Annotated in this window: 14 protein-coding genes; 7 read left to right on the top strand and 7 right to left on the bottom strand. The window is 65.0% G+C overall.

Annotation, left to right across the window (positions count from 1 at the left end; genetic code table 11):
- Nucleotides 1-57: 57 nt before the first annotated feature.
- Nucleotides 58-498: a PA2169 family four-helix-bundle protein gene (locus H7V21_RS07700; RefSeq protein WP_188056232.1), complete on the top strand. Its 441-nt coding sequence runs from the start codon at nt 58-60 to the stop codon at nt 496-498.
- A 218-nt stretch (nt 499-716) separates the two neighbouring features.
- Entirely contained in the window at nt 717-1,184 is a 468-nt protein-coding gene (locus H7V21_RS07695) for a DUF4126 family protein (protein WP_262504059.1), read from the top strand.
- A 4-nt stretch (nt 1,185-1,188) separates the two neighbouring features.
- Here H7V21_RS07695 and murA read toward each other — a convergent pair whose 3' ends face one another.
- The gene (murA, locus tag H7V21_RS07690) at nt 1,189-2,472 is read right to left on the bottom strand and encodes a UDP-N-acetylglucosamine 1-carboxyvinyltransferase (protein WP_188056231.1); all 1,284 of its coding nucleotides are present in this window, start codon (nt 2,470-2,472) and stop codon (nt 1,189-1,191) included.
- A gap of 102 nt (nt 2,473-2,574) precedes the next feature.
- Between murA and H7V21_RS07685 the strand changes: the two genes are divergently transcribed.
- Nucleotides 2,575-3,327, top strand: coding sequence for a Crp/Fnr family transcriptional regulator (locus H7V21_RS07685; RefSeq protein ID WP_188056230.1), 753 nt, complete (start codon nt 2,575-2,577; stop codon nt 3,325-3,327).
- A 9-nt stretch (nt 3,328-3,336) separates the two neighbouring features.
- On the opposite strand, the gene clpS is transcribed toward H7V21_RS07685, so the two are convergent.
- From clpS to H7V21_RS07670, 3 genes are all read right to left on the bottom strand, one after another.
- On the bottom strand, nt 3,337-3,666 hold the full coding sequence (gene clpS, locus H7V21_RS07680) for an ATP-dependent Clp protease adapter ClpS (RefSeq protein WP_188056421.1): 330 nt from the start codon (nt 3,664-3,666) through the stop codon (nt 3,337-3,339).
- 175 nt (nt 3,667-3,841) lie between these two features.
- On the bottom strand, nt 3,842-4,606 hold the full coding sequence (gene phaP / locus H7V21_RS07675; RefSeq protein WP_188056229.1) for a phasin family protein: 765 nt from the start codon (nt 4,604-4,606) through the stop codon (nt 3,842-3,844).
- 110 nt (nt 4,607-4,716) lie between these two features.
- Nucleotides 4,717-6,462: a PHA/PHB synthase family protein gene (locus H7V21_RS07670; RefSeq protein WP_188056228.1), complete on the bottom strand. Its 1,746-nt coding sequence runs from the start codon at nt 6,460-6,462 to the stop codon at nt 4,717-4,719.
- Between the two features lie 189 nt (nt 6,463-6,651).
- On the opposite strand from H7V21_RS07670, the gene H7V21_RS07665 reads away from it, so the two are divergent.
- The gene (locus tag H7V21_RS07665; protein ID WP_188056227.1) at nt 6,652-7,860 is read left to right on the top strand and encodes an LL-diaminopimelate aminotransferase; all 1,209 of its coding nucleotides are present in this window, start codon (nt 6,652-6,654) and stop codon (nt 7,858-7,860) included.
- Nucleotides 7,861-7,972: 112 nt separating this feature from the next.
- Nucleotides 7,973-8,395: an acyl-CoA thioesterase gene (locus H7V21_RS07660; RefSeq protein WP_188056226.1), complete on the top strand. Its 423-nt coding sequence runs from the start codon at nt 7,973-7,975 to the stop codon at nt 8,393-8,395.
- 3 nt (nt 8,396-8,398) lie between these two features.
- Here H7V21_RS07660 and H7V21_RS07655 read toward each other — a convergent pair whose 3' ends face one another.
- Nucleotides 8,399-8,890 (bottom strand): winged helix-turn-helix transcriptional regulator, encoded by a 492-nt coding sequence (locus tag H7V21_RS07655; protein ID WP_188056225.1) that lies wholly within the window; start codon nt 8,888-8,890, stop codon nt 8,399-8,401.
- 157 nt (nt 8,891-9,047) lie between these two features.
- Between H7V21_RS07655 and H7V21_RS07650 the strand changes: the two genes are divergently transcribed.
- Together H7V21_RS07650 and H7V21_RS07645 are read left to right on the top strand one after the other, a co-directional pair.
- The gene (locus H7V21_RS07650) at nt 9,048-9,365 is read left to right on the top strand and encodes a CC_3452 family protein (protein ID WP_188056224.1); all 318 of its coding nucleotides are present in this window, start codon (nt 9,048-9,050) and stop codon (nt 9,363-9,365) included.
- A 45-nt stretch (nt 9,366-9,410) separates the two neighbouring features.
- Nucleotides 9,411-11,501: a RelA/SpoT family protein gene (locus tag H7V21_RS07645; protein ID WP_188056223.1), complete on the top strand. Its 2,091-nt coding sequence runs from the start codon at nt 9,411-9,413 to the stop codon at nt 11,499-11,501.
- Nucleotides 11,502-11,554: 53 nt separating this feature from the next.
- On the opposite strand, the gene H7V21_RS07640 is transcribed toward H7V21_RS07645, so the two are convergent.
- Entirely contained in the window at nt 11,555-12,550 is a 996-nt protein-coding gene (locus H7V21_RS07640) for a DUF6607 family protein (protein ID WP_223177057.1), read from the bottom strand.
- Nucleotides 12,551-12,572: 22 nt separating this feature from the next.
- On the bottom strand, nt 12,573-14,777 hold the full coding sequence (locus tag H7V21_RS07635) for a TonB-dependent hemoglobin/transferrin/lactoferrin family receptor (protein WP_188056222.1): 2,205 nt from the start codon (nt 14,775-14,777) through the stop codon (nt 12,573-12,575).
- Between the last annotated feature and the right edge of the window lie 30 nt (nt 14,778-14,807).

Raw genomic sequence — 14,807 nt, 5'->3', positions numbered from 1 at the left:
ATAGATCACGGGCTTCGTCCGTTGGTTGAGCGTAAGCAAAACCAATGGAGGAAGCCCATGAGCAACCACGACATTTCTGTTCTGAACGATCTCATCAAAACGACGCTCGACAGCCGCAAAGGCTATCTCGACGCGTGCGAGGATGCGTCCGCGCGCTTCGCGGACACTTTCGCGGGACTGGCGCGCGAGCGCAGCGAGATCGCGAGCAGGCTTCAGGGTGAAGTCCGGCGCCAGGGCGGAGACCCGGCGGACGACAGCGGCGTGATCGGCGCTGCGCATCGCGGCTTCATGGATCTGAAGAACGCCGTCACCGGCACCGACGACACGGCGGTCGTAAAGGAAGTCGAGCGCGGCGAGGACCACATCAAGGCCAAGTTCGAAAAGGCGTTGAAGGACGGCGAACTGACCGTCGATGCGCGTCGGGTGATCGAGGAATGCTATATTTCGGTGAAGGCTGCGCATGACCGGATGTCGGCGCTCAAGCATTCGATGACCTGAGCATCGGTTTCGGTCCTCGCGGATCGGACTTGCGGCCGGCGACGGTGCTCCGGAAGGGGCGGCGGCGCCGGCGCCGGCGGCTCGCATAGGGCGCGAGGCAGGGCGCTGGCGGTCACTCCCCTCCTGATCTATCCATCGGCGCGTGTGCTGCCGCGAAGGCGCCGACGCTGGCCTGCGAGTGAAAATGCCTGCGCCGTGTCGAGGAGAGCCGAAACACGATGTCTCATGTGCTGATCCTCGCGCTGCTGCTTGGCCTGTCGGGAGGCTGCCGAACCTTCACCCCGCTCGCCACGGTTGCAGTCGCAGCCTGGCTCGAGTTGCTGCATCTTGGCGACACGCCGCTGGCCTGGCTGGCCAGCCCTTGGGCGGCGGTTCCGCTGCTGTTGCTGGCCCTGGCCGAACTGCTGGGGGACAAGCATCCGCGCACGCCGAGCCGCCGGCGCCCGGGGGCGGTGATCGCGCGAATCGCGAGCGGGGGCTTGAGCGGCGGCGCGCTCGCCGCTGCCGCTGCGCTGTCGCTCCCGATCGGAGTCATGCTGGGGGCGGCCGGGGCGCTGATCGGCACCTATGGCGGCTTCTTCTGCCGCGGCAGACTGGCCGAAGCGTTCGGCCGCGACATGCCCGCCGCGCTGGTCGAGGACTGGTTCGCCGTGGCGCTTGCGATCGCTGCGGTGGCGCTCGTCTAGCGGTTCAGCCGTCGCCGACGCGCTCGATATCGGCGCCCACGCCCTGCAGCTTCTCCTCCAGCCGCTCGTATCCGCGATCGAGATGATAGACGCGGTTCACCTGCGTCTCGCCGTCGGCGGCGAGCCCGGCGAGAATGAGACTCATCGATGCGCGCAGATCGGTCGCCATCACCGGTGCGCCGACCAGACGGTCGACACCGCGCACCACCGCCGCATGGCCGCGCACCTGAATGTCGGCGCCCATTCGCGCGAGCTCGGGAACGTGCATGTAGCGATTTTCGAAGATCGTCTCGGTCAGCACGCTGGCACCGTTCGCGCGCGTCAGCATCGCCATGAACTGCGCCTGCATGTCGGTTGCGAAGCCGGGGTAGGGTGCCGTTGAGAGCGTCAGCGGCGCGATGCCGTTCGACGCTTCGATATAGACGGAACGGGGCCGCTCCTCGACGGTGATTCCCGCTTCCGAAAGTGCCGCCAGAGTCGCGCGCATGTCGTTCGCGCGCGCGCCGACCAGCTCGAGCGCGCCATGAGTGATCGCGGCGGCGCAGGCGTAGCTGCCGGCCTCGATCCGGTCCGGCATCACTTGGTAGGTGGCGCCATGCAGCCTGTCCCGGCCCTCGATCGTCAGCGTCTCGGTTCCGACGCCGTCAATCGCGGCACCCATCGCCGTCAGCAGGTTGCACAGGTCGACGATCTCGGGTTCGCGTGCGGCATTCTCGATCACGGTCGTTCCCTGCGCCGTGACGGCCGCCATTACTGCGTTCTCGGTCGCGCCGACCGAAACGACGGGGAAGCTGACCCGGCCGCCCTTCAGCCGTCCGCCCGGAGCGGTGGCCTTCACATATCCGGCGGCGATCTCGATTTCGGCGCCCATCGAATCGAGCGCCTTCAGATGCAGGTCGATCGGGCGATTTCCGATCGCGCAGCCGCCCGGCAGCGATACGGTGGCTTCGCCCATTCGGCCGAGAAGCGGACCCAGCACCAGGATCGAGGCGCGCATCTTGCGCACGATGTCATAGGGGGCGACGGTCGAGGTGAGTCGCGCGGCGCGCATCGTCATCACTCGGCCGAAGTCGGTGGGATGCGCACCCTCGACCATCGTCGAGACGCCGAGCTGGTTAAGCAAATGTCCGAAGCTGTCGACGTCCGCCAGCCGTGGCAGGTTGCGCAGCGTGAGCGGTTCGTCGGTCAGCAGCGCGCACGGCATCAGCGTGAGCGCGGCGTTCTTTGCCCCGGAAATTGCGATGCGGCCGGACAGGCGGTTGCCGCCGCGGATCAGGATGCGGTCCATTTCGGGGCTTCTAATGAGTCGCGACGCCGGTGCAAGGGTGGCGATCGCCACAGCTTGATCGATTTTAATGCGCTGATTCCAGACGCCTGCTTTGCACTTGGAATGGGGGGAAAGAACACCGTGTCCGCGAGTTGCTTCGCAGATGTTCTCAGCGAGCTGATCGCGCTCACTTCGCGGGAACGCCAGGCGCTTGATGCGCTTGAGGAACGCCAGCGGCACGTGCGCCGCGGCGCCGTGCTGCAGCGCGAGAACGAATCGGGTGGCGAGCTGTTCGTGCTCCGCAAGGGGCTGATGATGAGCTACGTCATCCTGGACGACGGAAGCCGCCAGATTCTGCGCTTCCTGTTTCCAGGCGACATGCTCGGCGTGTCGGCCATGATCTATCGCGAGGCGCCTGAAACGCTGTGCGCGCTTTCGGATTGCGTTGTCTGCCCGTTCGACCGGTCTGCGCTTTCCGACATTTTCAGCAGCCACCCCCGGCTTGCCGCGATGATCCTGGTCTATTGTCAGATCGAGCGCGTCGCTCTGACCGACCGGCTGGCGGCGCTGGGGCGCACGTCGGCTAAGGCCCGCGTCGCGGCGCTGCTGCTCGAATTGCGCAACCGCCTTCGTGCGACCGACAAGGAAATGACGAACGTCTTTCCGCTGGGGCTGACGCAGGAAGAAGTCGGCGACGCCACCGGGCTGACAGCCGTGCACGTCAACCGAATGCTCCGCCAGCTCGAGGAGGAGGGATTGATCGCGCGCGACTCGGGGCGCGTGACCTTGCTCGACGAGCGCGCGCTCGCACGCGCGGCGAATTATGTGAACCGGTACACGGGCCTGGATCTCAGCTGGCTGCCGGAGCCGGGCTGAGCGGCTCGTTCAGGCCTTTTCGAGCGTGCACTGGAGCGGGTGCTGGTTCTGCCGCGCAAACTCGATCACCTGCGCCACCTTGGTTTCCGCGACTTCATAGCTGAAGACGCCGCACACGCCGACGCCGCGCTGATGGACATGCAGCATCACGCGAGTCGCGTCTTCCATGCTCATGCGGAAGAAGCGCTGGAGCACGAGAACGACGAACTCCATCGGCGTGTAGTCGTCGTTCAGCATCAGCACGCGATAGGGCGTCGGCTTCTTCGTCCGGGTGCGCGTCCGCGTCGCGACACCGACGGAGGAGTCGTTTCCCTCGTCGCGGTCGCCATCCTCGGCCATCAGGTTCGGGTGAATGCGGTCCACTGCCATCACCATGAAAATATTGCACCGACCTCCGGAGGGCAAGGCTGCCGGGGCGGAATCCGCGAATTGTCGCGCTTCTGCAATCAAGGGCAACGAAAAAGGGCGGCCGCATCGGGTGCGGCCGCCCTTCGATTTCGGGTGCGATAACCGCTCAGGCGGCGGTCTTCACCTTCTCGGCGGCGACCGCGAAGCGGTTCGAAAGCGGCTGGGTGGCGTCGCCGGCCAGCTTCAGCATCGCTTCGGTGTTTTTCGAGGCTTCGGCGACATAGCTGTCGAACGATTTGCGGACGAAATCGCTCTGAAGCTTGAAGAGCTCGGCAGGCGACTTGACCGTGGCCATCTGCTTCAGTGCAGCAGTGGCCTCTTCGAACGACTTGCGGCCGTATTCGGCGGCTTCCTGGCCAAGCGACTCGAAGCCCTTGGCAGTGATGCGGCTCGATTCGACGACCGCTTCGAGATTGCCCTTGGCAAGATCGTTCATCTCTTCGACCATCTTCGTCGACTTTTCGACGGCGGCCTTGGTGCGCTCGTTCATGTCGGCGAACATCGCCTGCGCGCGGTTCACGTTGGTCTCAACGGTGGTATCCATGGTCTCGGCTTCCTTCTTGGCGGACGCCTCCACCACCAGTGCGGCGGCGACGGCTTCTGTGGCTACGGCTTTCGCCGGTGCTTCGGCCGCCGGTTCGACGGCCGCTTCGACGTTTTTCGGTTCCTGCGGCACTGCTACCGGGGCCGCGGCCGGCTCTTCGCGCTTCGGCGGGACCGCAGTCTCCGCCATCGGCACCGGCACGGCTTTCTTCTCGGCCTCGGATGCAGCAACCTTGGCCTTCGGCGCGACCTTGCGCGGGCGCGACGCGGGCTTCGGAGCGACTGCAGGCGCCTTTGCCCGGCCGGTCTTCGGTCCCTTGCTGGCCATAACGGCCTCCCTCGTGCTGTTGCTGCAGTGCAGCATGTAGCGCGCCGCGAAGGTGGTTGCAAGTCCTATTGTGCAATGCAGCGAAGTACTCGTTGCGTGTCCGGCCGATCTTATCGCGCGCGGACATAGTCTCCGGGAGCATCGGCGAGAGATTTGAGCTTGCCGCGCCCGGGAACACGGGCGCCCTTGGCCGGTACTTTCACCGAATCGAGCGAGTCGAGCCAGTCCGCCCAATCGGGCCACCAGCTTCCCTTGGTCTCCTTCGCTCCGGCGATGAAGTCGGCGAGGCTGTCGGCTCCAGCATCGTTGGTCCAATACTGATATTTGCCCGCCGCCGGAGGATTGACGACCCCGGCGATGTGTCCCGATCCGGCGAGAACGAACTTGAGCGGCCCCTGAAAATGGTGCGTGATTTTCCACACGCTGTGCGCCGGCGCGATGTGATCCTCACGTCCGGCCTGAACATAAGTGGGCGTGGTCACGCGCCGCAGATCGACCGGCGTTCCGCCGACCGTGATCGATCCGGGGACTGCCAGCCGGTTGTCGCGATAGAGGTCGGTCAGATAGCTGAGGTGCCACTTCGCCGGCAGGTTGGTGACGTCCGAATTCCAGTGCAGCAGATCGAAGGGCACATAGTCCTGCCCCATGAGATAGTTGCTGGTGACGTAGTTCCAGATCAGATCGCGGCCGCGGAGCAGGTTGAACGTCGCCGCCATGTAGCGGCCGTCGAGGAACCCGTCGCTCGCCAGGCTGCGGATCAGCTGGAGCTGGTCGTCGTCGACGAACAGGTGCAGGTCGCCGGCCTCGCTGAAATCCACCTGCGCCGTGAAGAATGTCGCGCTCTTCACCTTCTCGGCTTCGCCGCGGGCGGCGAGCACAGCGAGCGTCGCCGCGAGCGTCGTACCCGCGACGCAATATCCGATCGCATGAACGCTATCGACCTTCAGCAGGTCGCGGACGGTGTCGATTGCATCGATCTGGCCGCGCTCGATGTAATCGTCCCACATGACATCCTTCATCGAAGCGTCTGCCGAGCGCCAGGAAACGACGAACACGGTGAGACCTCGCTCGACCGCCCAGCGGATGAAGCTCTTCTCGGGATTGAGGTCGAGGATGTAGAAGCGATTGATCCAGGGCGGGAAGATGAGGACTGGCGTGCGATATACTTCGTCAGTGGTCGGCGTGTACTGGATCAGTTCGTAAAGCGGGGTTCGCTTCACGACCTTGCCGGGCGTCGTCGCGAGATTCCGCCCGACCTCGAACGCGTCAGGCGCAGTCTGCGTGAGTTGGCCCTTGGTCACGTCGTTCAGCATGTGCTGCAGTCCGCGCAACAGATTCTCGCCCCGGGTCTCGATCGTCTTTTCGATCACCAGCGGATTGGTGGCCGGGAAGTTGGAAGGGCTCATCGCATCGACGAACCCGCGCGTGGCGAATCGGATCTGCTCGCGCTGCTTCTCGTCGATATTCTCCATCGCATCGACGCCCTTCAGAAGATGGTCGGCGATCGTGAAATAGCTCTGGCGCAGAAAATCGAAGACCGGCTGTTCGCGCCACTGCGGCGCCTTGAAACGCTTGTCCTTCGCCTGTTCGGGCGTCTCTTCGAAGGGTTCGGCGTGATCGGGATCGAGAAAACGTTGCCAGAGCTGCATCGTATCCGCCCAGAAGCCGGCGGTGGCACGCACCGCCGCAGTGGGATCGATCATCGGGCCGAAGGGAGGCGCGGCAGGAAGGCGCTCGGCTAGATCGAATCCGTGTTCGAGCATCAACTGCTGTGCGCGCCCCAGCACCCAGGTCCAGTGCTGCAGATCCTCCAGCGACGGCAGGCGCGGCGGTTGGGACGAGCCGACTTCGGCCATGGCGCTTCTCTCTCCTCGGGTGCGGTGCATTTAGCACCGTCTTACCGTCTTCTCGACAGTGGGAATCCCGTAACCCTCGTGCGCCAGGACGGCAGCGAAAAAACATGCCGCCACAGGATTTTCGGGCGCTTCCGAATGCCCTAGAGTGGCGCACGATCGTTACACGAGAGCCTCGTCACGGGAAATGGAATGTCCGAAGAATTCTACCGCATCAAGCGCCTGCCGCCCTATGTCATCGCCGAAGTCAATGCGATGCGGGCAGCGGCGCGGGCCGGCGGCGAGGACATCATCGATCTGGGCATGGGCAATCCCGATCTGCCGCCGCCCGATCATGTGATCGAGAAATTGTGCGAAGTCGCGCGTAAACCTGACGCGCACGGCTATTCTCAGTCGAAGGGCATTCCGGGGCTGCGGCGGGCGCAGGCCAACTATTATGCGCGCCGCTTCGGAGTCGATCTCGATCCGGAGACCGAGGTGGTGGTAACCATGGGATCGAAGGAGGGGCTGGCGAGCCTGGCCACGGCGATCACCGCGCCCGGCGACGTCGTCCTGGCGCCCAATCCGAGCTATCCGATCCACACCTTCGGTTTCATCATCGCAGGCGCCACCATCCGCGCGGTGCCGACCACGCCGGACGACCGCTATTTCGAAAGTCTCGAGCGCGCGATGTACTTCACCGTGCCGCGCCCGAGCGTGCTGGTGGTGAATTATCCGTCGAACCCCACAGCCGAGACGGTCGACCTCGCCTTCTACGAGCGGCTCGTCGCCTGGGCGCGCGAGAACGAGGTGTGGATCCTCTCCGATCTCGCCTATTCGGAACTCTATTACGACGGCAAGCCGACGCCCTCGATCCTGCAGGTGAAGGGCGCCAAGGACGTGGCGATCGAGTTCACCTCGCTCAGCAAGACCTATTCGATGGCCGGATGGCGAATGGGATTCGCGGTCGGCAACCGGCGGCTGATCGCCGCGATGACGCGAGTGAAGAGCTATCTCGATTACGGCGCCTTCACGCCGGTGCAGGCCGCCGCCTGCGCCGCGCTCAACGGGCCGCAGGACATCGTCGAGAAGAACCGCCAACTCTATCACAAGCGCCGCGACGTGATGGTCGAGAGTTTCGCGCGATCCGGCTGGGAGATTCCCGCTCCCGCCGCATCGATGTTCGCGTGGGCGCCGTTGCCCCCCGCGCTCGCACATCTCGGCAGCCTGGAGTTTTCCAAGCAGCTGCTCACCCATGCCAAGGTCGCGGTGGCTCCGGGGGTCGGCTATGGCGAGAATGGCGAGGGCTATGTGCGCATCGCGATGGTCGAGAACGAGCAGCGGCTGCGCCAGGCGGCGCGCAACGTGAAGCGCTACCTCCAGTCGATGGGTGTGAATGCCCCGGGCGCGCAATCGGGATAGGATCGCGGGCGGACCCGGCGGATCACGACGCGGCGATCGTCGTCTGTCGCCACTCTGCGCTTCGCTGAACGCGGCTTGTCATGGCGGCGCTGCGCCGCCATGCAGCCTTGTGATGAAACGTCCCGGCTTCGCCTTCGCCACGCGCTTTCGCGTCCGTTATTCCGAAATCGACGGGCAGAAGATCGTCTTCAACTCGCGCTATCTCGAATATGCCGATGTCGCGATCACCGACTATTGGGAGCGGGCCGAGATGGATTTGCTGCCCGGCTGGCACGGGCTGGAGTTCAACATCGTCCGCGCGCTGGTGGAGTATAAGAGGCCGTTCCGCCTTGGTGACACGGTTGAAGCATTCGCGCGCACGGCGCGGGTCGGCACCTCCAGCCTGACCACCGAAATCCATCTCTGCCACGCGGAGACGGGCGAGCTGCACGCGACGATCGAGCTGGTCAACGTCAACGTCGACCTGAACTCCCGCCGCGCCGTCCCGCTGCCGACCGGCGTGCGCGAGCGGCTCGCCGCGGTCGACGCAGGCTGACGATCACTCGGCGGCCTCAGCCGACTCCGTGGGGGAAACGTCCTCGGGCAACGACCAGATCAGATCGCCCCGGCCGAGCGCACGCCCGTCGTGACTCAGCACCTGGACAGGCCGGATCGGCTTGCGATCGCGCGCATCGACCAGAACCGGGCTCGCGGTGACTCCCGTTTCCCAGCGCTCGCCCCATTGGCGTAGCGCGACCATCGTCGGGAGCAGGGCATAGCCCTTTTCGGTGAGGCAATATTCGATCTTGCGCCGATCCTCGGGGCAGGGGCGGCGTTCGAGGATGCCGTGCTCGACGAGGCGGCCGAGCCGGTTCGCCAGGATGTTGCGTGCGATGCCGAGCTCGGACTGGAATTCCTCGAAATGGTGCAGCCCGTTGAACGATCCGCGCAGAATGAGGAACGACCAGCGCTCGCCCATTGCCTCCAGCGCGGCCGGAAGGCTGCACGCAGTGGCCAGTTCGCGCAGCGATTCTCGCAGCCCTTCACCCATGTTGTCACCTTATCGCAATTTTTCCGCGCGCGGAACGGCATAACATCTTGCATTGCAGCAAAAGTTTTTCCATGCAACTGGTATTGACCCGCTGCTTACCCAAAGGTAAGTAGCGAACTGCAACCTTATTGCAATGGTTTCACCCTGGAGAACCTCGATGAAGTCTGTCATTTCCGTCGCGGCGGCTGTTGCAGCCTCGCTCGCAATGCTGCCCGCAGTTGCTTCCGCACAGTCGGCGAACGGCTATTACAGCGCAACGCCCGTTTCCGCACCTGCGAATGACAGCCTGGTCACGCGCAACGTCATCTGGCGCTGCGGCGGCGGCACCTGCGTCGCGGCGAAGGGCACTGCGCGCGACGCGATCATGTGCCAGCTTCTGGCCCGCGAAGTCGGCGCGCTGACCGAGTTCAAGGTCGAAGGCGAGGCGTTCGACGCCGAGGCGCTGGAGCGTTGCAACGCACGCGCCCGCTCGTAAGTATTTCTGTTGCAATGCCGCAGCGCCCGGCCCCATCTAGGTCGGATGCTGCGGCAATATGAACTTGTAGAACGGGTCAAGAGCTATGACCCGGGCGCCGACGAGGCGCTGCTCAACCGTGCCTATGTCTTTTCGATGCATGCGCATGGCAGCCAGAAGCGCGCTTCCGGCGATCCCTATTTCAGCCACCCGATCGAAGTCGCAGGCATTCTGACCGACCTGCATCTCGACGACGAGACGATCGCGACCGCGATCCTTCACGACACAATCGAGGACACGGTCGCCACGCCCGACGAGATCCTCGCCAAATTCGGCCCGTCCGTCGCGCGGATGGTCGACGGCGTCACCAAGCTGTCGAAGATCGAAGCGCAGACCGAAAGCGAACGCGCCGCCGAAAACCTCCGCAAGTTCCTGCTCGCGATGTCCGACGATATCCGCGTCCTGCTGGTGAAGCTTGCCGATCGGCTGCACAACATGCGCACGCTCCACCACATCGCGAAGGAGGACAAGCGCAAGCGCATCGCCCGCGAGACGATGGACATCTATGCGCCGCTCGCCGAGCGGATCGGCATGTATGAGTTCATGAAGGAGATGCAGAGCCTCGCCTTCCGCGAACTCGAGCCCGAGGCGTATGAATCGATCACTCGCCGACTGGAAGCGTTGCGCGACGAAGGCGGCGAGGACCGCGTCGAGAAGATCGGGAAGACGCTCACCCAATTGCTCGAACGCAACGGGATCGATGCCGAGGTCTCGGGGCGGGAAAAGGCGCCCTATTCGATCTGGCGGAAGATGTCCGAGCGGCACGTCAGTCTCGAACAGCTTTCGGATATCACTGCCTTTCGGGCGATCGTCGGGACCGAGGAGGAGTGCTACCGCGCGCTTGGCGTGATTCACCGCAAGTGGCCGATGGTGCCCGGCCGGTTCAAGGATTACATCTCCATACCCAAGCGGAACGGGTATCGCTCGCTGCACACCAGCGTCTTCTATGCCGAGAACGTCCGCGTCGAAGTGCAGATCCGCACCCGTGAGATGCATGCCCAGGCCGAATACGGTCTCGCTGCGCACTGGGCCTACAAGCAGGCTGCCGTGCGCCCCGAGACCCAGGTCCGCTGGATTCGCGATCTCATCGAAATCCTGGAACATGCCGAGAGTCCGGAGGAGCTTCTCGAGCACACCCGGATGGCGATGTATCAGGATCGCATCTTCGCCTTCAGCCCCAAGGGCGAGCTGATCCAGTTGCCCAAGGGCGCCACGCCGATCGACTTCGCCTATGCGGTCCATACCGATCTGGGGGATCAGGCGGTGGGGGCCAAGGTGAACGGCCGCGTCGTTCCGCTGCGCACCGAGATCGCCCAGGGCGATCAGGTGCAGATCCTGCGGTCCAAGGCGCAGACTCCGCAGGAGAATTGGCTCAACTTCGCGATTACCGGAAAGGCGCGCGCGGCGATCCGGCGCCACCTGCGCCACAAGGAGCGCGAGGAGATCGAGGCGCTGGGCCGCAAGCTGTACGACGAGATCGTCGAGCGGCTGCCCGCGCCGGTGGGAAGCGATGGGCTGCTGGATGCGCTCAAGCGGCTCAAGCTGCCCGACGAGGCGGCGCTGATGGAGGCGATCGCGCGGCAGAAGGTCACCGACAGCGAGGTGATGGAAGCGCTGATGCCCGGCTCGGCGAGCGATGCGGAAGCGACGTCGCCACCGCAACGGCAGGCGATTTCGATCAAGGGCCTGACCCCGGGGGTGGCCTATGATCTCGCCGAATGCTGCCGGCCCGTGCCGGGAGACCGGATCGTCGGCGTCCGTCGCCCCGGCGCGGGCATCGAGGTCCACGGCATCGCGTGCGCCGCGCTGGCCGATGGGGCGGAAGAGGACTGGATCGATCTCGCCTGGGGCGACAAGGCCTCCGGCGGCACCGCGCGGATCAGCGTGACGCTGAAGAACGAGCCGGGCGCCCTTGCCGCGGTCGCGTCGATCATCGCCGCGCACAAGGCGAACATCCTGAACTTGCGCCTCGACAATCGGGACACGACCTTTCACACCAACACGATCGATCTCGACGTGCGTGACGCCAAGCATCTGATGCGGCTGCTGGCGGCGCTGCGCGCAGCAGAGGCGGTGAGTTCGGCCGAAAGGGTGTAGCCGGGTCGGGGCGAGCCGGGCGAGGCGCTCGCGAGAGTCGCCTCGCCGGTCTGTCAGATTTGCTGAGTCGCCTGATCCATCAGCGCCTTGGCCTGCGCGATTGCCTCGGCTTCGCTGAGACTGCCCGAATGGAGCGCGTCGGCGATCTCCAGCAGGCGCACGCTGGCGGCGCTGCCCGTCTCGGCGACTTCCATCACGCGGATTCCGTTCTTTTCCTCCGCGATCCGCTCCCACTCGTCGCGCACGGCGGCCCACATGCCCTTGGTCGATTCCCAATAGGCGTCGGCGGCGGCGACATCATAGCCGTCGAAACGGCTATAGGTGTTGAGGACATATTCCTGCACGACCGGTTCGAGCTTCGCATCGAACCAGCCCATCTTCATATTGTCCTGCCAATGGATCCAGCCGGCAGGCGTCAGCTGGTGCCGGTTGATGCCATAGTAGCGATCATAGACGGGGCTGCGGACAGCATCCCGACGCGCGAGCGGGCGCCAGGTAGGGTTCGATTGCCACGTCGGAATGCCTGCGACAGTCTTCCATGCGGCGATCCCGGCATAGCGCGGGCTATCATCGACCTGCCACACCGTCTGTGCCCAACGGCCGCGCCGTTCCGCTTCGGATACGTCGCGGTACTGCCAGGTGTCGGTGTCGCTGTAGACCAGCATGCGCGCGGGTTCATATTCCCAGTCCTGCCGCCAGTGCTTGATGATGTGGGTCTGGCCTTCATGCTCGATCACCAGCAGATGCTGCAGGACGATGCGCTCGCCGCTATCCTCGATCACGCGAACGACTTCGTGGCCGCCCGAGATCTTCGGGTCGATCGGTTCATAGTCAGCCCGCCATGGCGTTGCTTCGCGCATGTCGAAGCGGACGCGATAATTGCCGGCCATGGCCAGGATGGCGGCACGCGCTTCATCGAACGAGACCTGCTGCGCCTCCTCCTGCGTGGTCGGTGCGGCGGCCGGAGCGGCTTGGGCGGCGGCCCCGAAGTTCGGAAGCGCAGTCAGTGCGACAAGCGCCGCCGCCGATGTCCAGTTGCGAAGGTTCATTCCAAAATCCCCCAGCTGCAATTCAGAAGCGATAGCTGATCGACACACTGCCGTTTCGGCCGGGCCGTGTATAGGCGTCGGTGACGGGCGAGCTCTCGGCGAGCCCGCGAACGTCGCTCCACGTTGCGTATTTCACGTCGGTGAGGTTGAAGATGCCGCCACGCAGCGTGGCGGCGCCGCCGAGACGGACGAAGGCCGTCATGTCCAGCACTGTATAACTGTCGGGCCGGTAGCAGGGGCCGCTGCACAGTCCGCTCGTCGCCTCGAGTTCCTTGCGCGCGGCATGGATCGCAGTGAGATCGACTCCGAAGCGGCCGCCCGGATCGCGCCAGCCGCCGCCGATCACCAGCTGCAGCGGATCGACGCTCGAAAGCGGGTTGCGCGAACCCGATGGGTCGATCACCTCGCCATCGGCATAGGCGATCGCGACCCGACCCGAGAAGCCGCTGTCCGTCCAGCCCTCAAAGCGTCCTTCCAGACCTTCCACTTCGGCGCGATCGAGGTTCACGAACTGGAAGACCGCGGGATCCATCGGCGTGAAGCTGCCGCCCACCACTTCCTGCGAGATGAAGTCGCGGTAATCGGCATGGAAGGCAGTGACGCCGAAGCGGATGTTGCTGCCTTCGAGACGCAGCCCGGCTTCGAAGCTCTCGCTGGTCTCCGGGCGCAGGTCCGGGTTGGGCGCGGACGTGTAGCCGAAGGCGAGATTTTCGAAGAACTGGTTGACCTGGCCGGGCTCGGGCGCCTTGAATCCCTGGGCATAGTTCCCGAACAGCCGCACGCCGCCGCCCAGATTCAGGACCGCGCCGATCTTGGGCGAAAGGCGCGAACCATCCTGCGCGGCACCTGTGAAGGCCGGCAGCAGCGGATCGTCCTGCGGATCGAGGCTGTACCAGTCGAACCGCAGCGCCGGATAGAGCGTGAGCGGGCCGACCGTGACTTCGTCGGCCAGGTAGATGCCGGCCAGCGTATAATCGGTTTCGGGGAAGGCGCGGGTGGGAAAAGTCTCGCCCGCGGGCGGCACCGTTCCGTCGCGCAATCCCTCCTGATGCGTCACGCTCACGTCGCCGCCGAGCACGATCCGGTGCGCGAAGCTGCCGGTCGCGAACCCGGCGCCGATCTCGCCGGAAGCGCCGATGACGCGATTCTCGAACGTGTTCAGCCGTTCGCGGTCGGCGGCGGGCGTCCGGTCCTCGTCGGTGAACTGGCGGTCCTCCGAATCCTGCCAATAGACGCCAAGCCGCGCCTGATCGATCGTGCCGCTGCCCTGCCAGTGCCAGTCGAGCCCGATGCGCGCCCGCCCGCCCGTGTCGCGCGCGGTGAGCAGGTCGACCGTCCCGCCTAGGCCGGGTCCCACGCCGGTAAGCACGTCGGTGTGGAGATAGGTGTCGAGATATTCCGCCGTAACGCGGAAGCGATGGCCGCCGCCGGGGGAATAGACGACACGGCCGAGAACCGCATTCGAATGACCGTCCTGCGGGTTGGGCTCGGTGCGTGCCGAGCCTGTGCCGCCGACCTCGCCCTGGTTCTCAAGCTCCTGGAAGTCGCGCCGGGTGTAGGCCAGCATCGCCGACCAGGCGCCGCTGCGGCCCGCGACGATTCCGGTCTCCGAGAATTCCTCGTCGGCGGAGTGATAGCCTGCCCGGACCAGACCGCCGATCGAGCTGCCGTTCTCGAGGAAGTCTTCGGGATCGCTGGTGATGAAGCTGACCACGCCGGAAAGGCCGTCGCTGCCATAGAGCGCCGACGCAGGCCCACGCAGGATCTCGACCGACTTGATAAGCCCCAGATCGACATAGTCGCCGCGCCCGACGCTCTGCGCGCCAAAGGCGAAGCCGTCGGGAATGCGCACGCCGTCCACCTGGATCAGCACGCGGTTTCCGCCGATGCCGCGGATCGTGAAGCCCTCATTCCCCGCGCGTCCGGTGGATCCCAGCGCAGCGCCGAAGCGCGCGGGCTGGCGCTGGACGCTGACGCCGGGCTCATAGCGGACGAGCTCCTGAATGTCGGTGATGAGCTGATCGGCGATCTGCTCGTCGTCGATCACGGTGACCGTTGCAGGAGCTTCCTGCGTATCGACCGGCTGGCGCGTGGCCGTCACGGTGATCGTCTGCTTCTCCGGATCGCGCTGCTCGGTGTCCGGGTCGGGCATCGCGACTGCAGGCGCCGTTACCGCAAGTGCGACGAGGCTGGTGCTGGCGCCGCAGGCGAATCGAAACAAGCTCATTGAATTCCCCCTAACTTTGCTATTGCGTAT

It is taken from the genome of Sphingosinithalassobacter sp. CS137, assembly GCF_014334115.1.
Lineage (GTDB): Bacteria > Pseudomonadota > Alphaproteobacteria > Sphingomonadales > Sphingomonadaceae > Sphingomonas.
This window is presented reverse-complemented; position numbering and strand designations above follow the sequence as displayed.